The sequence below is a fragment of the Bartonella sp. AP21QHHD genome (assembly GCF_042196205.1).
Classification (GTDB): Bacteria; Pseudomonadota; Alphaproteobacteria; order Rhizobiales; family Rhizobiaceae; genus Bartonella.
The window spans coordinates 169034-189469 of sequence record NZ_JBHIPT010000011.1 but is presented as its reverse complement, the minus strand read 5'-3'; the positions used below and the strand labels follow the sequence as shown (position 1 = coordinate 189469).

The window sequence follows — 20436 nt, the reverse complement described above, 5'->3', positions numbered from 1 at the left end:
CAGGATATAAATTACATAATCTTTATAATCTGTCTATGAAATAATCAATGTTTCACGTGAATCATTATTTACCAACACAAAATTCTGAAAAAATAATATCAAGCAAATCTTCAACATCAATATCTCCTGTAATTTTCCCAAGAAAATCACTTGCACAACGGAGATGTTCTGCACGTAAACTGAGATCAAGAGAATGATAATTAAGAGAAAATTCAATCTCTTTAACAGCCTGCTTTAATAATTGAAGTTGCCTTTTACGTGCTGGAACAATATTTCCAATTTTAGAAGCACGATAATGACAAAATGATTCAAGTTCTTTTATAAAATAATCAAAATTTAAACCAGTTAATGCGGAAAATTGTATAGACCAACGCTGATCATTTTTTTCATAAAGATCAAGCTTATTGCCAACACACCATATTTCAGCCGATGTTTCTGGTAAATCAACTTGCTTAGGATTTCCTATATCATAAACCAAAATAACCAAATCAGCTTCCCTAACATGCTGTTTAGCAATTTCTATTCCCATCTGTTCTATTTTATTTTCTGTTTTTCTAAAACCAGCAGTATCGGTTAAAAAAACAGGTAAACCACCAAGAATAATTCTCATTTCTAAAGCATCACGGGTTGTTCCTGCTTCTTCCGTTACAATAGCAACAGATCTTCCTGAAAGACGATTCATAATGCTTGATTTTCCAGAATTTGGAGCACCAGCAATAACAATTTTTAATCCATCACGTAAAATACTCGCACGTTCTCCTTCAGTAATATATTCCCGAATAGAAGTACAAAGATCCTGAACATCTTTCCAAACTTTATCAGATATTGCGTTGGGAATATCTGCTTCATCAACAAAATCAAGTTCTGCCTCAATAAAAGCACGCGCCTTCATAAGCTTATGACGCCAATCACGATAAAGCGTCGTTAAATGTCCACTTGTACCCATAACAGCTAAACGCCGTTGGCTTTCCGTTTCTGCTTCTATTAAATCAGCAAGACCTTCTGCTTGAACAAGATCTAATTTTCCTTCCATAAAAGCACGACGTGAAAATTCACCTGCTTCTGCAATACGGCATCCAGAAAATGTCGACAATTCATCGAGAAAACGATTAACGACTGCTTTTCCTCCATGTAAATGGAATTCTGCACAATCTTCCCCCGTAAAACTATGAGGAGCAGGAAAAAAAACAGTTAAACCAGAATCTAAAAAACTACCATCACGAGCAGTAAGATTTCCATAATGCATAAAACGTGCTTTAGGTAAACGACCACAAAGCGTTTTAACTATATCCACAACATGAGGACCAGAAAGCCGAATGACTGCAACCCCTGAAGGTAACAATCCACTCGAAACAGCAAAGATTGTATCCACAGGTTTTATCCTAATAAAAACTTTAATGACTCTACGTATTCATTGAATCAAAAAATTCACTATTGTTTTTTGTTTGCTTTAATTTATCAATCAAAAATTCAATTGCATCTGTTACATTCATAGATGCTAAAATACGACGAAGAACAAAAATTTTGTGTAAATCTTGTCGTTCTACCAGAAGTTCTTCCTTACGCGTTCCTGACTTTAAAATATCCATAGCAGGGAAAATACGTTTATCAGCAACTTTTCGATCAAGAACAATTTCCGAATTACCTGTTCCTTTAAATTCTTCAAAAATAACCTCATCCATACGACTTCCTGTATCAATCAAAGCCGTTGCAATAATGGTTAAAGATCCGCCTTCTTCAATATTACGTGCTGCACCAAAAAAACGCTTTGGACGCTGGAGGGCATTTGCATCCACACCACCTGTTAAAACTTTACCTGAAGAAGGAACAACTGTATTATATGCACGCCCAAGACGTGTAATAGAATCGAGAAGAATAACAACATCACGCCCATATTCAACAAGACGTTTGGCTTTTTCAATAACCATTTCTGCCACTTGTACGTGACGTATTGCAGGTTCATCAAAAGTAGAAGAAACCACTTCTCCTTTTACTGAACGCTGCATATCAGTAACTTCTTCTGGTCGTTCATCAATTAAAAGAACAATGAGATAACATTCAGGATGATTAGTGGTAATAGAATGAGCAATATTTTGAAGTAAAACTGTTTTTCCCGTCCGAGGAGGAGCTACAATTAACCCTCTTTGTCCTTTTCCCAATGGAGATATCAAATCAATCACGCGTGATGACATATCTTTCTCTGTAGGATCTTGTATTTCCATTTGGAAACGTTCATTTGAATAAAGAGGAGTAAGATTATCAAAGTGGATTTTATAACGAATCTTTTCAGGTTTTTCGAAATTAATTGTATTAATTTTAAGGAGAGCAAAATAACGTTCTCCCTCTTTTGGACTGCGTATGGGACCTTCAATTGTATCGCCTGTTTTTAAAGAAAACGACTGTATTTGTGCAGGTGAAAGATAAATATCATCAGGACCAGGAAGATAATTAGCATCAGCAGATCTCAAAAATCCAAATCCGTCTTGTAAAACTTCAACAACACCTTCTCCTATAATTTCAACGTCTTGTAGAGCAAGTTTTTTCAAGATAGCAAACATTAATTCTTGTTTGCGCATAAGGGAGGCATTTTCAACTTCTAATGTTTCAGCAAAAGAAACAAGCTCAACGGGATTTTTGCTTTTAAGTTCTTGTAGTTTCATTTTTTGCATGAAATATGCTCTTTGTAATTAAGGAGAAGATTGTTCTAAATAATTTATGGAAATTTATGAGTGAAATATTATTAAGAAAAAATATCCTACACTCAATTTTTTTAATCTGCAAGTACCATTTATATGAAATTTGTTCCTGTAATATTAAGTAATTATATGAAAAACTTGAAAAAATATAAAATCCAAATAGTATTTAATTATTTTAATAACAAAAATGTGAGTTAGGATTATAGCATTAATGAAATGCTATTCAAAAGTATTTTTTACAGAAATTTATATTAATAAATTTATATTAAAGAAAGGATTATTCTTATTTATAACTGTGTTTAGTGTGGATTATTATTTATCCTCAATTTTATCCACAAAAGGAACTGAAAAAAGAATAAAAATATCACTATCTTAAAGATATTATCCCCTCTTTTTTTATAAGAGGGATTAAATTATCACAAGCATTTAATTTGTGCATAAAAAAGGAGAATTTTTCATAAATTTTAGTTTTATAAAAAACGGTGAGGATATATACACATGTCTTAACAAGGAGTTAAAATTTTTGTGACAAAAGAAAAAAAATTCTTTCATTTACACATGCTTTCTGATGCAACAGGAGAAACATTAATTTCTGTTGGAAGAGCTGTAGCATCGCAATATGCAATGATTCAGGCAACAGAGCATATCTATCCTATGATTCGTAATAGAATACAGTTACAGAAAGCTCTTGATGAAATACAACAAGAGCCAGGTATTGTTCTTTACACAATGATTGATGAAGAACTTAAACTACTCCTTCAAAAAAAATGCAAAAAAATAGAAGTTCCCTGTATTGATATATTGCATCCTGTTTTAAATGCTTTTCAGTCTTACCTTGGAATGCCAACACATTTACGTGCGAGCGCACAACATGATCTTAATGCAGATTATTTTCGCCGTATTGAGGCACTGGATTTTACAATAGAGCATGATGATGGACAGTCTTCCAGTAGCTTATCCGAAGCAGATGTGATCCTTGTGGGAATTTCAAGAACCTCTAAAACACCAACAAGCATCTATTTAGCAAATCGCGGAATCAAAACGGCTAATGTTCCTCTTATTCCAGGAATTGATTTGCCAGAATCTCTTTTAGAGGTAAAAAATTCTTTAATTATTGGTTTAATTGCTTCAGCTGAAAGAATCTCACATATTCGTCAAAATAGAGATTTAGGAGAAGGTTTTGCTCTTGATAATTATACTAATCGTATCAACATAGCTGAAGAATTAATCCATGCAAAACGCATTTGCGAACGTTTTGGTTGGCCTATTATTGATGTCACAAGACGTTCTATTGAAGAAACTGCTGCTGCAATATTTGAACTGTTATCACGATTTCGTGAAGGAAATGAGAGAAAATTCTCATGAACGCAGATACTTTAATATTAGCATCTCTTAGTTTTTATCGTGCAAAATTATTAAAAAAAGCAGGCTTAAATTTTTCCATTGAAGGAGCTTCTTTTGATGAAAGAGAAGTAGAAAAAAAAGCAAAAGAAAAAACACCTAAAGAACTCAGCTGTTTTCTTGCGAGCGCAAAAGCAAAAAATGTTTCAGATCGTTTTCCTGATGCTTTCGTTATTGGTTGTGATCAAGTTCTTGATTTTGAAGGTCAAGTTTTTCACAAAGCAACAAATATTAAAGAAGCACATCAACGTTTATGTGAATTATCAGGAAAAACCCATTCTCTTCATAGTGCGGTAGCTTTATTTAAAAATGGTCAAAAAATTTGGGTTGAAGCTTTTAGTGCACATATGTCCGTCCGTTTACTCTCATCAGAATTTATTGAACGTTATTTAGCACGCGTAGGAAAAGATGTTTTAAACAGCGTGGGAGTATATCAAATTGAAGGAGAAGGAATTCATCTCTTTGAAAAAATTGAAGGAGATTTTTTTACCATTGTTGGTTTACCTTTGCTGCCTCTACTCATAAAACTGCGCCACTTAGGAATTATTGATGGTTGACTTAACAATAAAAAAAACAAATTATCCGCGTGCTTTTGTTGTTGGTTCTCCAATTCATCATTCAAAATCGCCAAGAATTCACAATTTTTGGCTTAAACAATATGGTTTACAAGGAGAATATCTTGCACAAGAAGTAACATCTGAAGAGTTCAGTCATTTTATTGCGTCTTTACAAAAAATAGGCTTTTGTGGAGGAAATGTTACTTTGCCTTATAAACAGGAAGCTTTTCGTTTAGCAGATTATAAAGATGAGAGAGCAACAATGATTGGTGCTGTTAATACACTTTGGTATGAAGGAGATAAGCTTTGTGCCACGAATAGTGATGCCTATGGTTTTAGCGCTAATCTTGATGATTTTGTATCTGATTGGGGAGGGGAAACAGCTCTTGTTTTTGGAGCAGGTGGTGCCGCACGCGCTATCATATATGCCTTAAAAAGACGCGGATTTGAACAGATTTATTTAATTAACCGTACAAAACAACGTGCTGATAATTTAGCTCAGCATTTTGGAAAAATCATTAAAGTTTACGATTGGCATAAAATCCATGAAATACTTCATCAAGCTGATTTGATTGTTAATACAACCTCTATTGGCATAAAAAGTCCAGAAGAAAAAAGTGATTCTTTTTTTTGCGATTTTCATAAAGCAAAAAAAACGGCATTAGTAACAGATATTATTTATACACCATTGATAACTCCTTTTTTACAACAGGCAAAGGCTTGTGATCTCAAGACGGTTGATGGACTTGGGATGCTTCTACATCAGGCTGTTATAGGGTTTGAACAGTGGTTCGGAATAAGACCACAGGTAACAAAAGCGTTACGGACAGCTATTTTAGAGGATATGAGTGAAAAAAGAGAATGAAGATCATAGGATTAACGGGATCAATTGCTATGGGAAAATCAACAGTTGCTGATTTTTTCAAGCAAGCGGGTATTTCTGTTTTTAGTGCTGATGAAGCAGTACAACAGCTTTATAAAAGTGAGCCAGCTTTGTCATTCATAGAGCGTATTTTTCCAAGTGTTGTTGAAAACGGAGAAGTTAACCGTTTGAAACTTTCTGAAATTTTGATTGATGATAAGGAAAAATTACAAACATTAGAAAAAATAATTCATCCTTTGGTGCAAGAAAAAGAAAGGGAATTTATTGATATAGCGCGTGAACAAGGGAAAAAATTAGTTATTCTTGATATTCCACTTCTGTTTGAAAAAAATGGTGAAAGTCGTGTGGATAGCGTTATTGTTGTTTCTGCTCCACCAGAAATACAAAAAGAACGTGTAATGATTCGCCAAGGTATGAATGAGAAAAAATTTTCCTTTATCAACGCTCAACAAATGCCAGATGAAAAAAAACGAGAACGCGCTGATTTTATTATTGATACAGGGAAAGATTTAGAGAATACACGTCAACAGGTTTTTGATGTGATAAAAAAATTGCTAAAGAATTAAAATTATGCGTGAAATTATTTTTGATACAGAAACAACAGGTTTAGATAAAGAGAAAGATCGCATAATCGAAATTGGTTGTGTAGAAATGGTTGATCGTTATCTCACAGGACGCCAATTTCATGTTTATTTAAACCCTGAAGGCGTTATTATTCCTGATGAAGTTGTAGCAATTCACGGATTAACCAATGAACGCTTGAAAAACGAGAAAAGTTTTAGTGATATTGTTGATGAATTTTTGGAATTTATCAAAGACGCGACAATGATTGCGCATAATGCGAGTTTTGATATTGGTTTTATTAATGCAGAATTAAAACGCGTCAACAAACCGCTTATCAGTGTTGATAATATTCTTGATACATTGGCTATGGCGCGGCGTAAATTTCCTATGGGCCCTAATTCTCTTGATATTTTATGCAAACGTTTTGGAATTGATAACAGCCATCGTGTTCTTCATGGTGCTTTGCTTGATGCAGAGATTCTAGCCGATGTTTATATTGAGCTCATCGGTGGAAAGCAAGGTGTATTGGGTTTTGATAACAGAAGGGGTATTGATGAACATATCCAGAACGATAAAGATACATCTTATGCCGTTAAAATTCGCCCGCAGGCTTTACCTTCAAGATTGAGTATGCAAGAAAAAAAGTTACACGCTGATTTTATCTACAAAATGGGTGAAAAAGCTCTGTGGAATAACTTCAAAATTCATGAATAACATCATCTTTTATCTAAAAGAGTCACGATTGAAATTAAAGAATATCGATGTCAAAAAAAACGGTCGTTGTGGGGAGGGGAACACCACAACGACCCTGTCGCTACATCGTACCTCAGCTATCATAGGAGGAGCAAAATGAAAGCTATTAATCCTGTAACAGCAAAGAAAAGCTCTAGGTACTTAATATAAAGTGCAACGACTTCACGTCTTATGAAGAGAAAAAATGGCTTTTTAGAGGCAAAGTGAAAAAATATATAAGGGTAATTTGTTTTTTTAGCTGAAATGGAGAAAAAATTGTCATGAAAGCAACAGATCATCTTTTTTTGGTTGACGGATCAGGCTATATTTTTCGTGCTTATTATGCTTTGCCGCCTTTAAAACGTAAAAAGGATGGACTTCCTGTAGGAGCAGTAGCTGGTTTTTGCAATATGTTATGGAAATTACTTTGTGATGCTCGTAATACAGCTACGGGTGTTGTTCCAACACATTTTGCTGTTATTTTTGATTATTCATCTGATACTTTTCGGAAACAAATTTATCCTGAATATAAAGCGAATCGCGTTGAACCTCCTGAAGATCTAATTCCTCAATTCGCGCTAATACGCCAAGCAACGAAGGCTTTTAATTTGCCTTGTATTGAAAAGGAAGGCTTTGAAGCGGATGATTTAATTGCTACCTATGCAAAGTTGGCAACAAAGGTTGGGGCAAAAACAACCATTATTTCTTCCGATAAGGATCTTATGCAACTCGTAAATACGCATGTATCTTTGTATGATGGAATGAAAGATAAGCATATAGGTATCTCAGAAGTTATAGAAAAATGGGGTGTTGCGCCTGAAAAAATGATTGATTTACAAGCATTAATTGGAGATTCAACGGATAATGTACCGGGTATTCCAAGCATTGGTCCAAAAACTGCAGCTCAGTTGTTAAATGAATTTGGTTCTCTTGATCTTCTATTGCAAAACGTAACAGAAATTAAACAAACAAAACGACGTGAAAACATTCAAGCTTATAGAGAACAAGTTAAAATATCTCGTGAACTTGTCAGGCTTAAAACAGATGTTCCTATAGATAATGATTTAGATGATTTTATTTTGGAGCCACAAGATGGTCCACGTTTAATTGCTTTTTTGAAAGCGATGGAGTTTTCAACATTAACGCGTCGCGTGGCAGAGGCAACAACATGCGATGCAGCTGTTATTGACGCACTTGATATAAATGTTGAATGGGAAAAACTAAGCCCCAGGAATGATTCTGATATCAGGCATGATTCTGATATCAAGAATACTGAGCGCGCATCCCTTCATAATTTTTCTGAAAATTCTCCACAAGTTTTTGCACAAGAACGTAAAGATCAAGCGCTGACTCAAAAAATTACAAGAGATGCTTATACAACAATTCTTGATGAGGAAATTTTAAAAGACTGGTTATCACAAGCACAAGAGCAGGGTTTTTTCGCTTTTGATACTAAAACAACATCTCTTGATCCGATGCAAGCAAAGCTTGTTGGTTTTTCACTCGCATTACAGCCGGAAAAAGCAGCTTATATACCTCTTGAACATTTTGATGAAGGAGAAGAGGACCTTTTGAGGGGCGGGCGCATTGCTTCACAGATTGGGGCTCGAAAAGCTTTAGCACTTTTAAAACCGATATTAGAAGATTCAGCGGTGTTAAAAATTGGTCATAATATAAAATATGATTGGTTGGTGATGAAGCAATACGACATTATGATAAGCTCTTTTGACGACACCATGCTTTTATCATATGCTTTTGATGCTGGAATGTTAACCCATAATATGGATGATTTGTCTGAACGTTGGCTTGAGCATAAACCAATTGCCTATAAAGATTTAACGCATAACGGGAAAAAAATTACTTCTTTTGCACAAGTAGATTTAAAACAAGCAACCCTTTATGCGGCGGAAGATGCTGATATAAAGCTACGTCTTTGGCAAGTATTGAAACCGCAACTTGTTGCTTGTGGAATGACAAAAATTTATGAGCGTCTTGATAGACCTCTTGTAGAAGTTCTTGCAAGAATGGAAGAACGGGGGATTCTTATTGATCGGCAGATTTTATTGCGTCTTTCAGGAGAGTTGGCACAAGCTGCTTTGATTCTAGAAGAGGAAATTTACAAACAAGCTGATGAAAAGTTTAATCTTGCTTCGCCAAAGCAATTAGGGGATATCCTTTTTGGCAAAATGGGATTGCCTGGAGGCGCTAAAACAAAGGGTGGACAATGGTCAACTTCTGCACAGACCTTAGAAGAGTTGGCTGCTGAAGGTCATATTTTACCGCGTAAAATTATTGAGTGGCGTCAACTTTCAAAGCTAAAATCTACCTATACAGATGCCTTGCCTTCTTATATTTTTTCAAAAACAGGGCGAGTTCACACGAATTATTCTTTGGCAATAACATCAACAGGTCGGTTATCATCATCAGAGCCAAATTTGCAAAATATTCCAGTGCGAACTGCTGAAGGACGTAAAATTCGAACAGCTTTTATTGCTCCCAAAGGACATGTGTTACTTTCTGCTGATTATAGTCAGATTGAGTTGCGCATTCTTGCACATATTGCGGATATAAAAGCATTAAAAGAAGCTTTTGCTAAAGGGCATGATATTCACGCTATAACGGCATCACAAATGTTTGGTGTTGCGATAGAAGGAATGCATTCAGATATACGACGGCGTGCAAAAGCGATTAATTTTGGTATTATTTATGGTATTTCAGCTTTTGGATTAGCCAATCAATTGGGAATTTCACGCCAAGAAGCGGGTCGTTATATTCAACTGTATTTTGAAAGATTTCCAGGAATTAAAGATTATATGGAGAAGACCAAAATCTTTGCACGTGAAAATGGTTATGTAGAAACAATTTTTGGACGTCGTATCCATTATCCAGAAATAAAAGCAAAGAATGTAAAAATTCGTTCTCTTAATGAGCGGGCAGCTATCAATGCTCCAATTCAAGGTTCTGCGGCCGATATTATTCGCCGCGCTATGATACATATGGAAGATGCTTTAAAAGCAGAAAAACTATCAGCAAAAATGTTGCTGCAAGTTCATGATGAACTGATTTTTGAAGTACCAGAAGAAGAAAGTAAAAAAACCATGACTGTTGTTAAAAATGTTATGGAAAATGCTACAATACCGGTTCTATCTTTATCTGTACCGCTTGAAGTAAAAGTTATGACGGCTCAAAATTGGGATGAGGCACATTAATTTTTTTATTTATTTTTAAGAATATTGATTGCGTTGGAAAGATTAAGATAGGCTTTGATAGGCAAATGATCTGAAGCAATGCGTGCAAGTGGTGAATAATGATTTTCAATACTTGTTACCAATTGGTGGGGAAAAGAAAAAACTCTATCAAGGGCTAACAAAGGAAAACGAGAGGGAAAGCTTGGTACAACTTCAAAAGTGCTATCAAAATAGGGAGAAAAATGATTTAAAGATGAGCCTTTTCCCATTCGCCATTCATTAAAATCTCCTATGAGGAGTGTAGGCATAAGGGGGCGTTTTTGGAAAATTTCAAGGAGCATTTTTGTTTGTTGTTTACGAGAGTAACGTAATAAGCCAAAATGAGCCGCAATAATACGAATAGGGCCTGCTGCCATTTCCAACTCTACAATTACAGCCCCACGTGGTTCAATACTAGGAAGAGTGACTTGTAAAGTATCACGTACATATCCCTTTCGCAAAAAAAGAGCATTCCCATGCCAACCATGGCCATGAGGTGACATAGTATTAAGAGGTACAGGAATCAAACCGGTTTCAGCTTTTAATAGCTGAAGATTAATCAAACCGATGCGTTCCCCAAAACGTTTATCTGCTTCTTGAAGAGCAAGGATATCAACTTGTAATTCAGTAATAACACGGACAATTCTTGTAGGATTAAAAACTTTATCAACACCTACACATTTATGCACATTATAGGAAGCAACGGTCAGATCATAATTACTATTTTGATTGACGATGTTTGATTGATGATGAGAGCGGCTGTGAATTGTATTTAAAAAGGAGCTATGGAGTTTTTGTTGGATAAAACCGGTAAACCAAGGGAATTTTTGCTTATAAGGGATTTTTGTCATTTTGCGAAAAGAATAGTTTCTAAGAAGCAGAGGGTAAAGATTTACACTAAAAACAAAAGAACCTTGTTTCTTTTAGAAACAAGGTTCTTTAATTAAGTAATGATTTTTGCAATCAATCACGGTTTGAGCCAAGAAACTGTAGCAAGAAGACAAACATATTGATGAAATCAAGATAAAGATTCAGCGCGCCCATAATAACTTTACGTCCTCTGGTATCGCTTTCATCTCCTTCATAATACATCAACTTAATGCTCTGGGTATCGTAGGCTGTTAAACCAGCAAAGATAAAAACACCAATCACAGAGATAGCAAACTGCAAAGCGCTTGATCCAAGAAAAATGTTCACAATCATGGAAAGCAACAAGCCGATCAATCCAATGAATAAGAATGAACCGATTGCTGTGAGATCACGCTTTGTTGTGTATCCATAAAGTGAAAGAGCTCCAAAAGTTGCGGCGGAAATGACAAAGGTTTGCACAACACTTTCTGTCGTATAGCGCAAAACGATTGAAGACAGTGAAAGACCAACCAGAGCAGCATAACCAAAAAAGAGACTACGAGCAGCATTTGTGCTCAATGTATTAATTTTAAAACTGAGAAATAAGACTGCTATGAGTGGTGCAAACATAACAATATAAGAGAATGGCGATGTATAAAATGTTACTCCAAATGGTGTTAGATAAACACTGCTATTGATTTGAGCTGCTGCTTGGCTCATATCTGTTGTCGTTGCTAATGATACAATTGCATAAGCGGCAGCAGCTGTAATAAGCAAACCAATGGCCATTGCATTGTAGACACCCAACATATAGTCGCGTAATCCCTGATCAATTGATGCATCGGCATGAGAAGCAGGTGCCGAACGTAAATCTTTAAAATTAGCCATAATATAAAATCCTTTAGCATATGTTCTGTCAGGTATAGGGCTTTAAAGGTGTCTCTGTCATTACACAGATAAGCTTGGTATAAGCCTTAATTGGGCAAATACAAAAACCCTTAAGAATCACTGACAGAATTCCAGCATATATGCTCTTATTATGGAGATTTATTTAAAAATTACAAGAGATTTATATGAAGAAGGAACCTTACAAATTGGTAAGGAAATAGTTCATTTTAATAAAAAATATTCCCATTTTTTGCCATATTTTTGCAAGATAAAAAGACTACACTCAAAATTTTTTCTATTTTCACAAAAACTATGTAATACAATCCCTTATAAAATATTCACTATTTTTGCGTTTATGAGAAGAGCGGCAAGTATCATCACACTATTTTCAACCTCTAATATTGCATCTGTTTTGCACGTTTATAAGAGCTATTGAATTGGATTTTTATATAATATATTGATGTATAATGATAAATTGTCTTTTTGAATGCTAAATGATACTCCGAATATCGCAAGATTCTCTGGTTGAAAATCTGTTCATATTAAATCAATCAAGATTATTGACTTGTGTCTTGCAAGAGATATTGTTTTAATGGATTCAACATGAACAGATTCCAAATAAAAGAGATTTAGGATAGTAAGGGCTTTTATTCAATATGAAAAACGGTAATTTATATTTATAATCAATATGTTGCTTTAACAAGACACCATTGAAAATAGTTGAAAAAATGTTTTTTATTAAACAATATATAAAATAAAAAAGGAGAGTTTTTAAACGAAGCACTTAAGAAAGGCTCTGTAAAATCGATATCTGTAAAAACTAAAAAACGTACGAAAATCAATTGTTCAAATCAAATAAACAGAACTTCAAATGCTGTGAAATGTCTCCTCAAAAATTGTGATGTAGGACACATGGATAAAAAATATTGATTCTATTTGAGTTCATTTCTTTTGCACTAACTAAGTGTAGAAATGTAAAGTTGAAAAGAAAGTAAGATCTTATAGTCCCATGAAGAGAAACACGTGAAATGACGAGCAACAAGAATTGATTAAGAGAAATCAATGCGTAATCAGACTTGTGACGGTCAATAATCTCTGTTTTCTAAGGCACTGAACATATCAATGAGAAGATGTACTATTGGAATGACGCCTTGCTTTCATCCAAGTACGCAATTCTTCAATAAGGATGGCAATAACACCGAGAGTGATAAAACTATCTGCAAGGTTGAAAATAGCAAAATAAAAAATATCATCAATATGAAAAAGTATATAATCAGTGACATGATGAAAGCGAATACGATCAATGAGATTGCCGATGGCTCCCCCAATAATAAGAATAAGGCCAAAGCACATTAAAGACTTATTATATTCAGTATTTTTCCATAACCATAGAAGAAAGATAATCACAATGATCGTGATGGCGATGATTCCCCACTGAGAAAAGGAAGAAAAAAACGAAAATGCAATGCCAGAATTGCGCACATGATAAAGGGAAAGAAAAGGAATAAGCGAAATTTCTGTTCCTAAAGGCATATTGTGCATAACCCAGTATTTGACAGCTTGATCAAGTACTACTGTAAAAGCCAAGCCCAAGAGAAGAAAAGGGAGTGATTTACGAATCATGTTTTTCCTCACATGGTTCCAGTATTAAATAGGGGCGACGGATTTCATAAAGCATAACAGCTGTTGCTACAGCTAGATTAAGCGAGTCTGCTCGTCCGCTTTGTGGAATACGCGTAAGTTTATCACACCGATTCGTAAGAAGATCTGATAATCCCTGTTTTTCATTCCCCATTAAAAGGATAATAGGGCCATTTTTGAAGTCAAGTGTGCGATAATCCAGAGAACCTTTGAGGTGTGTTCCAACAATCATACCTTTAAAGTGAGAAGACCAGTTTAAAAAGCCGTTTTCATCAAAACGATAAAGTGGTACAGAGAAAATAGATCCCATGGTTGCGCGGACTGTTTCAGGCGAGAAAGGGTCTGTTGTCTCGCCAATTAAAATAACACCTTTAGCACCTACAGCATCAGCGGTTCGAATAATGGTACCAAGGTTTCCAGGATCACGTACACGATCAAGCGCGATGTAAACATCTTTAATCTGCCCTTTTATCATTTCAAAAGAGTGCCATTTTTGCTTGAAAATACCAATAACTGTTTGTGGATTATCGCGTCGGGTAAGTGATTCCATAACCTTTTGTGAGGCTTTAATAACAAAACCACCGTTGGCTACAGCACGTGCGGCAGTATTTTCGATAGTAGCATTACCGATTTCACTTTTAGAAAAAATAAGCGTCTGTATTGTCCAGCCAAGATTGAGAGCATCAATGACCAATTTCAATCCTTCTGCCATGAAAAGACCTTCTCTATTACGGTTTTTCTTTTGGCTAAGTGCTTTAAGATTTTTTATGATGGGGTTGCTAAGAGAGGTAATTTCTTTCACTCTACCAGTTTTGGGTCTACACATATTCAAGCAATCCAACGGCTAAAAAGAGAAGTAGAAAGAGCACGTCCTGCAACTTCTTCACGCAAAATGAGTTCTCCTGATTCGACCGTACCACCAAGATTTATAAATGCATCACGCATTAAAGCATGAAGTGCAAAGAAGGAAGCACGAATAGAATAAGCCGTAAGGACAACAGAGAGCGGTTTATCAGAGAGAAGTTTACGACAATTTGTGATCATAGCGGGTAAATGATCAAACAGTTGCCAAATTTCACCATGGGGTCCACGCCCATAAGCAGGGGGATCAAGAAGAATCATATCATAGCTTTTCTTACGACGCAGTTCACGCTCGACAAATTTCATAGCATCATCGCAAATCCAGCGAATAGAATGATCTGGTAATCCTGCTCTTTCTTGATTAGCTTTTGCCCACGCAATGGCTTTTTTAGAAGCATCAACATGGGTAACATTCGCACCCGCTCGTGCTCCAATCAAAGAGGCAATACCTGTATAGCCAAAAAGATTCAACAATTTTATAGGGCGTTCGGCTTTAACAATTTGTTCTTCCATAGAGCGCCAATGGGCATCTTGTTCAGGAAAAACCCCCACATGACGAAAGGAAGTAAAACGGCCTAGAAAAGACAATCCATTCCAAGCAAGAGCCCATGTTTCATCAAGTGGCTTTTTAGGAAAATGCCAACGCCCAACCCCTTCTTCATCAAGGTTTCCTGTGAAAATAGCATCAACATCAGCCCATTGTTTTTGTGGTAAAGCGGGTTTCCATAGTGCTTGACCTTCTGGTCGAATAATGCGGTAAGCTCCATAACGTTCTAATTTTTGTCCATGACCAGAATCAATGAGAGCATAGTTTTCGCTTATACCCGTTTCTAAAATAAGGGGCAGCTTTTCCTGCGGATATCTATTGTTATGGGAGGATTGAAAGCATTGTGCGGGCATGTTTTGTATCATGGTATATGAGGTATAAAAATATATTATAAAGCTCTTAAATGTTTCGTAAAAGTGCAAAAAAGCTAAAGTCAATTAAAACATGTATAAAAAAGAAAAAGAGCGCTTTTAACTCTGTACTGAATATAAAATACTAAAGAGAAAAGATTTCATTTAAATACCATTACACAAGATTTGTGATAGATGTTTTCAATTTTTCAATCTCAGCTTCACTTTTTTTGAGAGCTTTTTTGTATTTGTGATAGGAAAACCAACCGATCAGATTTCCTAATAAAACACCAAAACCAAAGAAAATAAAGAGCCATATAAAGAGGGGAGCATGATAAGTAAAACTTTCAGGATTTGCTCGAAAAGGATCAAGGGTTAACGGAACCATTTGACGATTAGCCACGATAAAAACAATCAAAACCGCTGCGAGAATCACACCGATACTTGTTAGAAGAATACGTTTAATTATCATAAGTTTCTCACTGATTAAGACGGTCGCGTAAATCCTTGCCAGTTTTAAAAAAAGGAATCCACTTTTCTTCAACAGAAACGGCTTCACCTGTTCGTGGGTTACGTCCATTACGGGCTGAACGGCTTTTTACAGAAAAAGCTCCAAATCCACGAAGTTCAACGCGATTGCCATTTGCAAGTGCTGTTGCAATTTCCTCAAAAATAGCGTTTACAATATTCTCCACATCCCGTTGAAAAAGATGCGGGTTATGACGAGCGATAATTTGTACAAGCTCTGATTTTACCACAATAGCCTCACTTTCACACAAAAAAATTTTGTAATTGTGCACTCCATGCATATTACAATATATAAACGGATAAAAGCAAAATAAAATCAAGAAAAAACAAATTGCAAGAAACAAAATTTGAAAATACCTTCTATAAAGGGTATACAGATTAAAAATGCGGAGGATTTAAGAGATCAGGAGAGTATGTCCGTACACAATCATTATAAAGCCTTTTCAACGCAATCATCTTTTGGAGATGTTTTAAAAAAAGCATCCCGTCATTCGCGTCGCATTAGCATATTAAAAATTTTTTTACCTCTCTTAGCGTTGATTTCAGCGCTGGTTTTTTGCTGGTTTACGTTTTTCTTGGTTCCCGTTACTTCTGATTCTATGCCTTTGAATAATGGAGAGAGTGGCGTGATGAATTTGACGATGCTCAATCCAAAATTAGAAGGGTATACGCGTGCTCATGAACCTTATTGGCTTAAAGCAGAAAAGGCATTTCAAGACCATACACACGCTGGAATGATTGGGTTGCAAAACATTACAGCTAGAGCATTTATGGGCCAACAACGACAGGTTTTTCTCGTCGCACAAGGGGGGGTTTACGATAACATTAATGGTTTTTTACAGTTGGATAAGCCATTCACGATTACGACGAATGATGGGATGATGGTACGATTTATGTCAGCTAGTATTAACTTATCCGAGGGACAGTTAAAAACAGATCAACGTGTTAATATTCAGCAAGCCGGTTTGAATCTTGCCGCAAACGCCTTACAAATTCGAGAAAAAGGAAAAAACATATATTTCCATGGTGGTGTGCATTTAGTGCTTCAAAAGCAATAACGCAATATCAATACAAATCTTTAAAGGATATTTATAAAGAGAAGTATGTGTATATACAAACAGAAGAATTGAAATAATGAAATCGTACAAAAGATGGATAGGTGTGATGTTAGCTTTTAGCATGGGAATGTTAGGAGAAGGAGCAGTTTTAGGATATGCTGAAGTGGCTCATTTTGGAATAAGTCTATCAAGCGATAAAGAACCGGTAGAACTTCATGCAGATTCTTTGGAAATACGTGATAAAGAAGGGATAGCGCTTTTTAAGGGTGATGTTTCAGTGGTACAAGGTGAACGTCTTTTAAAAACGGCAGAATTAGTTGTTTACTACGATAAAGCATATAAAGAAATTGATAAAAACAAGGAAGATACAAAGGCATCATCTGTTTCTTTATTTGGTTCGTCGAGTATACAAAAAATGGAAGCTTTAGGAAAAGTTTATATAAAAATTGCTACGCAAGTTGCTACGGGTGATAAAGGTGTTTTTGATGGAAAGTCAAAAATGATGAGTTTGACAGGGAATCATGTTGTGTTAACTGATGGTGACAATGTGGCAACGGGGTGCAAACTAACGGCAAATATGGAAAGCGGAAAGGCTTTTTTAGAAGGTTGTGAGACGCCTAAGAAAAAAGGTCGTGTTTCTATTATTTTAAAACAAAATCAAAAGAATGGCCATTAAGATTTCATGTTTGGAATCAAAAGAAAAAAACAGACCGATAGGTATAATCTTGAAAGTGAAGCTTCAAAAAATCCCTTAAAAGGGACCTTGATTGCCAGTAATTTGATTAAAGTTTATCGAGGAAGACGAACTGTTAATGGTGTTTCTTTTGGCATTCGTACGGGAGAAGCCGTTGGCATTTTAGGGCCCAATGGGGCAGGTAAAACAACTTGTTTTTATATGGTGACAGGGCTTATAAAATCTGATGGAGGATCCATTAAAATTGATGGATTTGATATTACGCATCTTCCGATGTATCGACGTGCGCGTTTAGGTATTGGATATCTTCCACAGGAAGCGTCTATTTTTCGTGGTCTTTCAGTAGAAAATAACATTAAAGCTGTTTTAGAGGTCGTTGAAAAAGATCGCCTTAAACAACGTGAAGAGTTAGATAGCCTTTTACATGAATTTAAAATTGATCATTTACGTAAAATGTCTGCACTTTCGTTATCTGGAGGTGAACGTCGGCGACTTGAAATTGCGCGCGCTTTAGCTTCTCGTCCCCATTTTATGTTACTTGATGAACCATTTGCAGGAATTGATCCTATCGCTATTTTCGATATTCAACAACTTATTCGTCATTTAACGAGGCGTGGCATTGGTGTTTTAATAACGGATCATAATGTGCGTGAGACATTAGGGCTTGTCGATCGCGCTTATATTATTCATACAGGGCGGGTGTTAGTTCACGGTTGTCCTAACGATATTATCAACAACGTTGATGTACGCAGAATTTATTTGGGAAATCAGTTTTCTCTTTGATTTTACAGCTTTCACGAGTTTCCATTTAAGTTTAACCAAACATTATTACTGAAAATTTCCTTATTTATGCCAAAACTTCTTTTATGACTATAACCTTAATGTTGTTATTGAGTGGTGAAAAAGGCTTCATCATTAGAGGTTAGTTTGTTGTTTTATAAGTTTAGCTTACTCATAATTGTATCATAGAAAAGATATCACTAGATTAACGTGATAATGAGTGATAAACGAAGCTCTCAATAAATGCGTGTGTTATTGAAAGGTAAGAGATATTTATCATATTTTTCTCTGTCGAATCAAAAAATATATCGATGATGCTGTTTTAGGTATTTTGATGGGAGCACCGGTTTATATATTGCGGTTATTCAATAGGAGTTGTCGTATTTTATTGGTTTATATCGCCTATTTGAAAATAGGAGCTTGGCTACAGATATCAGGCTAAATCTATAAATCTTTTAAAATAATCATTAAATTTCTAAAAATCTTTATATTCTTGTTATAAGTCGATGTTCAAGCTATACAGTAATTTTCAAAGTAAAGGTCCATTTTGCTCAGTATGCTTTTCATCTTAATTTAAGGGCTCATTGTTTAAAGAAAGAAAAACTCTGATGGCGGATTATACATCAACTCTTATGACAAGTTTAATAAGTTTATGAATAATGGCCTTTTCTAGAGTCGTAAGGAAATTAACTTTATGAACAACTTCATTTGTTTGGTTTCTCATGCCGTTAATGATGATCCGAATACTATTTATTATTGTTTTAGAAGTGATATGAGATGTATTGAGCCATCACCCATTATAAATTGAAAAGTAAAAACACATGCGATGTTGCGAAAAGTGAAAGAACATTAAGTATCTATAGCGTTTATAGGTTTATTGATGAGCATTTTAGCGTGTAAGAGGAAAATTAAAGTATGAATTTGAGTGAGTTAATAGCACCGGAAGCGATCATTCCGGCTCTTAAGGCTAATTCGAAAAAACAGGTTCTGCAAATTTTAGCCGAAAAAGCTTCCAAGCTAACAGGTCTTAGTGAGCATGTGATTTTTGATGTTGTTTTACAACGCGAGAAGCTTGGTTCAACGGGTTTGGGTGGAGGTATTGCGATTCCTCATGGAAAATTACCTGATATTAATCGGATCATTGGTATATTTGCACGTCTTGAAAGTCCTGTTGATTTTGAAGCTCTTGACGACGAACCTATAGATCTCGTTTTTCTCCTTTTAGCACCTGAAAATGCTGGTGCAGATCACTTAAAAGCTTTATCACAGATCGCACGTGTTTTGCGTCACACTGATGTTGTACAAAAGTTGCGCAGTACGCATAATGCCAATGCGCTTTATGCTTTATTGATTCAAACTTCAGAATCAAATGCAGCTTAAAAGTTATTATGAGCGTATAAATTGCGAGGTATGCACTACAGAGCGTAGGAAATAATATAATTTGCATCTTAAGACTAATAATAAAAGGTTATGTCATGAGATTTAAGAAAATTACTTCTAATTGAACCTTCTTTTTAAAGAGCAACCAACAAAAACGAAGGGCTTTTCCTTTCTTGTTCTCGTATATTAAAGCATCTAATTATTATGTTCGTGGATTCTTTTATCCTGTTATACTGTAAAAACACTATCATTTGAGATATGGTGAGATAAATTCTGTAAGTCTTCTTAATATATTAAGTGCTTTTAGAGTGCGTGGTAAATATTTTTAAACAGGACTTGTCTGTAGAGCCTTTAGTTAAGTGAATCACATGAGTGGGAAGAAAAGAGGAGATCGCTCGACAAGAATCCAAACTTTTTCAGTCCAGATTGGATTAAGAATCTTCGTCCTTTGAAAGCGGGAAAGAAATCAACAGAAAAGTTTATTTGTGCATTGAATTTTTTTGTAAGTTGAGTTTGAGTGTTTAGGGATAATATTTTAATGCTCAAGAAAAAATAAGAGATATATTGTATCTTCAGTATAGCAAGATATTGATTTTAAATATAATTCACTATTTCGCATGTTGGATGAGAGATCCGAATATTGTAAAATTCTCTCATTCCAAACTTGTTTATGTTGAATCAATCAAAACCATTTCCTTGCACGTTGTAAACGGAATTAGCGTGTGGATAAAAACTGTACAAGAAAGGGGTAAAAATGCTTCCTATGAATCGTCTAAAGTATCGAGAGTTGTGCAAAACAT

The 20436-nt window shown here is 35.3% G+C and carries 19 protein-coding genes; 10 read left to right on the top strand and 9 right to left on the bottom strand.

The genetic code is table 11. From position 1 onward, the window contains the following. Positions 1-64 precede the first annotated feature (64 nt). Both mnmE and rho read right to left on the bottom strand, forming a co-directional pair. Positions 65-1372 (bottom strand): tRNA uridine-5-carboxymethylaminomethyl(34) synthesis GTPase MnmE, encoded by a 1308-nt coding sequence (gene mnmE / locus ACFIMC_RS01090; RefSeq protein WP_375671707.1) that lies wholly within the window; start codon positions 1370-1372, stop codon positions 65-67. A gap of 31 nt (positions 1373-1403) precedes the next feature. Next, positions 1404-2669 (bottom strand): transcription termination factor Rho, encoded by a 1266-nt coding sequence (gene rho, locus ACFIMC_RS01085; RefSeq protein ID WP_015857121.1) that lies wholly within the window; start codon positions 2667-2669, stop codon positions 1404-1406. Positions 2670-3221: 552 nt separating this feature from the next. On the opposite strand from rho, the gene ACFIMC_RS01080 reads away from it, so the two are divergent. From ACFIMC_RS01080 to polA, 6 genes are all read left to right on the top strand, one after another. Then, on the top strand, positions 3222-4061 hold the full coding sequence (locus ACFIMC_RS01080; RefSeq protein WP_375612767.1) for a pyruvate, water dikinase regulatory protein: 840 nt from the start codon (positions 3222-3224) through the stop codon (positions 4059-4061). After that, on the top strand, positions 4058-4654 hold the full coding sequence (locus ACFIMC_RS01075; protein ID WP_375611343.1) for a Maf family nucleotide pyrophosphatase: 597 nt from the start codon (positions 4058-4060) through the stop codon (positions 4652-4654). The genes ACFIMC_RS01080 and ACFIMC_RS01075 overlap by 4 nt, the downstream gene beginning before the upstream one ends. Further along, positions 4647-5519 carry a shikimate dehydrogenase gene (locus ACFIMC_RS01070; protein WP_375629126.1) on the top strand — a complete coding sequence of 291 codons (873 nt, stop codon included), beginning with the start codon at positions 4647-4649 and terminating at the stop codon, positions 5517-5519. The genes ACFIMC_RS01075 and ACFIMC_RS01070 overlap by 8 nt, the downstream gene beginning before the upstream one ends. Beyond that, positions 5516-6103, top strand: a complete 588-nt coding sequence (gene coaE, locus ACFIMC_RS01065; protein WP_375671708.1) for a dephospho-CoA kinase — start codon at positions 5516-5518, stop codon at positions 6101-6103. The genes ACFIMC_RS01070 and coaE overlap by 4 nt, the downstream gene beginning before the upstream one ends. Before the next feature lie 4 nt (positions 6104-6107). Next, positions 6108-6815: a DNA polymerase III subunit epsilon gene (dnaQ, locus tag ACFIMC_RS01060; protein ID WP_375629128.1), complete on the top strand. Its 708-nt coding sequence runs from the start codon at positions 6108-6110 to the stop codon at positions 6813-6815. Positions 6816-7114: 299 nt separating this feature from the next. Further along, positions 7115-10042, top strand: a complete 2928-nt coding sequence (gene polA, locus ACFIMC_RS01055) for a DNA polymerase I (RefSeq protein WP_375671709.1) — start codon at positions 7115-7117, stop codon at positions 10040-10042. A gap of 5 nt (positions 10043-10047) precedes the next feature. Here polA and ACFIMC_RS01050 read toward each other — a convergent pair whose 3' ends face one another. The 7 genes from ACFIMC_RS01050 to ihfB all read right to left on the bottom strand — a co-directional run bounded on the left by ACFIMC_RS01050 (position 10048) and on the right by ihfB (position 15954). Further along, positions 10048-10911 (bottom strand): endonuclease/exonuclease/phosphatase family protein, encoded by an 864-nt coding sequence (locus ACFIMC_RS01050; protein WP_375612773.1) that lies wholly within the window; start codon positions 10909-10911, stop codon positions 10048-10050. Positions 10912-11023: 112 nt separating this feature from the next. Beyond that, positions 11024-11797 carry a Bax inhibitor-1/YccA family protein gene (locus tag ACFIMC_RS01045; RefSeq protein WP_375611347.1) on the bottom strand — a complete coding sequence of 258 codons (774 nt, stop codon included), beginning with the start codon at positions 11795-11797 and terminating at the stop codon, positions 11024-11026. Positions 11798-12916: 1119 nt separating this feature from the next. Continuing rightward, positions 12917-13420, bottom strand: a complete 504-nt coding sequence (lspA, locus tag ACFIMC_RS01040; protein WP_375612774.1) for a signal peptidase II — start codon at positions 13418-13420, stop codon at positions 12917-12919. Further along, positions 13410-14264: a TrmH family RNA methyltransferase gene (locus ACFIMC_RS01035; RefSeq protein ID WP_375611349.1), complete on the bottom strand. Its 855-nt coding sequence runs from the start codon at positions 14262-14264 to the stop codon at positions 13410-13412. The genes lspA and ACFIMC_RS01035 overlap by 11 nt, the downstream gene beginning before the upstream one ends. A 2-nt stretch (positions 14265-14266) precedes the next feature. Then, a complete protein-coding gene (locus tag ACFIMC_RS01030; RefSeq protein ID WP_375636399.1) occupies positions 14267-15199 on the bottom strand; it encodes a class I SAM-dependent methyltransferase in 933 nt (310 codons plus the stop codon). Positions 15200-15371: 172 nt separating this feature from the next. Beyond that, positions 15372-15668, bottom strand: coding sequence for a LapA family protein (locus tag ACFIMC_RS01025; protein WP_375632118.1), 297 nt, complete (start codon positions 15666-15668; stop codon positions 15372-15374). 7 nt (positions 15669-15675) lie between these two features. Beyond that, complete coding sequence (ihfB, locus tag ACFIMC_RS01020) at positions 15676-15954, bottom strand: integration host factor subunit beta (RefSeq protein WP_273790186.1); 279 nt, start codon at positions 15952-15954, stop codon at positions 15676-15678. A 183-nt stretch (positions 15955-16137) separates the two neighbouring features. Between ihfB and lptC the strand changes: the two genes are divergently transcribed. From lptC to ptsN, 4 genes are all read left to right on the top strand, one after another. Next, positions 16138-16782 carry an LPS export ABC transporter periplasmic protein LptC gene (gene lptC, locus ACFIMC_RS01015; RefSeq protein ID WP_375671710.1) on the top strand — a complete coding sequence of 215 codons (645 nt, stop codon included), beginning with the start codon at positions 16138-16140 and terminating at the stop codon, positions 16780-16782. Positions 16783-16858: 76 nt separating this feature from the next. After that, positions 16859-17458 carry an LptA/OstA family protein gene (locus ACFIMC_RS01010; protein ID WP_375612778.1) on the top strand — a complete coding sequence of 200 codons (600 nt, stop codon included), beginning with the start codon at positions 16859-16861 and terminating at the stop codon, positions 17456-17458. 6 nt (positions 17459-17464) lie between these two features. Then, positions 17465-18259, top strand: coding sequence for an LPS export ABC transporter ATP-binding protein (gene lptB / locus ACFIMC_RS01005; RefSeq protein ID WP_012754448.1), 795 nt, complete (start codon positions 17465-17467; stop codon positions 18257-18259). Positions 18260-19171: 912 nt separating this feature from the next. Then, entirely contained in the window at positions 19172-19636 is a 465-nt protein-coding gene (gene ptsN / locus ACFIMC_RS01000) for a PTS IIA-like nitrogen regulatory protein PtsN (RefSeq protein ID WP_375611353.1), read from the top strand. Positions 19637-20436: the final 800 nt, after the last annotated feature.

Bases quoted from the DNA above. Each gene is read 5' to 3' on its own strand.
- ACFIMC_RS01035 (WP_375611349.1), bottom strand. From the start codon at position 14,264: ATGTGTAGACCCAAAACTGGTAGAGTGAAAGAAATTACCTCTCTTAGC.
- ptsN (WP_375611353.1), top strand. From the start codon at position 19,172: ATGAATTTGAGTGAGTTAATAGCACCGGAAGCGATCATTCCGGCTCTT.
- coaE (WP_375671708.1), top strand. From the start codon at position 5,516: ATGAAGATCATAGGATTAACGGGATCAATTGCTATGGGAAAATCAACA.
- rho (WP_015857121.1), bottom strand. From the start codon at position 2,669: ATGCAAAAAATGAAACTACAAGAACTTAAAAGCAAAAATCCCGTTGAG.
- ACFIMC_RS01070 (WP_375629126.1), top strand. From the start codon at position 4,647: ATGGTTGACTTAACAATAAAAAAAACAAATTATCCGCGTGCTTTTGTT.
- dnaQ (WP_375629128.1), top strand. From the start codon at position 6,108: ATGCGTGAAATTATTTTTGATACAGAAACAACAGGTTTAGATAAAGAG.
- ACFIMC_RS01030 (WP_375636399.1), bottom strand. From the start codon at position 15,199: ATGCCCGCACAATGCTTTCAATCCTCCCATAACAATAGATATCCGCAG.
- ACFIMC_RS01010 (WP_375612778.1), top strand. From the start codon at position 16,859: ATGAAATCGTACAAAAGATGGATAGGTGTGATGTTAGCTTTTAGCATG.
- lspA (WP_375612774.1), bottom strand. From the start codon at position 13,420: ATGATTCGTAAATCACTCCCTTTTCTTCTCTTGGGCTTGGCTTTTACA.
- ACFIMC_RS01075 (WP_375611343.1), top strand. From the start codon at position 4,058: ATGAACGCAGATACTTTAATATTAGCATCTCTTAGTTTTTATCGTGCA.
- ACFIMC_RS01050 (WP_375612773.1), bottom strand. From the start codon at position 10,911: ATGACAAAAATCCCTTATAAGCAAAAATTCCCTTGGTTTACCGGTTTT.
- ACFIMC_RS01025 (WP_375632118.1), bottom strand. From the start codon at position 15,668: ATGATAATTAAACGTATTCTTCTAACAAGTATCGGTGTGATTCTCGCA.
- polA (WP_375671709.1), top strand. From the start codon at position 7,115: ATGAAAGCAACAGATCATCTTTTTTTGGTTGACGGATCAGGCTATATT.
- lptC (WP_375671710.1), top strand. From the start codon at position 16,138: ATGTCCGTACACAATCATTATAAAGCCTTTTCAACGCAATCATCTTTT.
- ACFIMC_RS01045 (WP_375611347.1), bottom strand. From the start codon at position 11,797: ATGGCTAATTTTAAAGATTTACGTTCGGCACCTGCTTCTCATGCCGAT.
- lptB (WP_012754448.1), top strand. From the start codon at position 17,465: ATGTTTGGAATCAAAAGAAAAAAACAGACCGATAGGTATAATCTTGAA.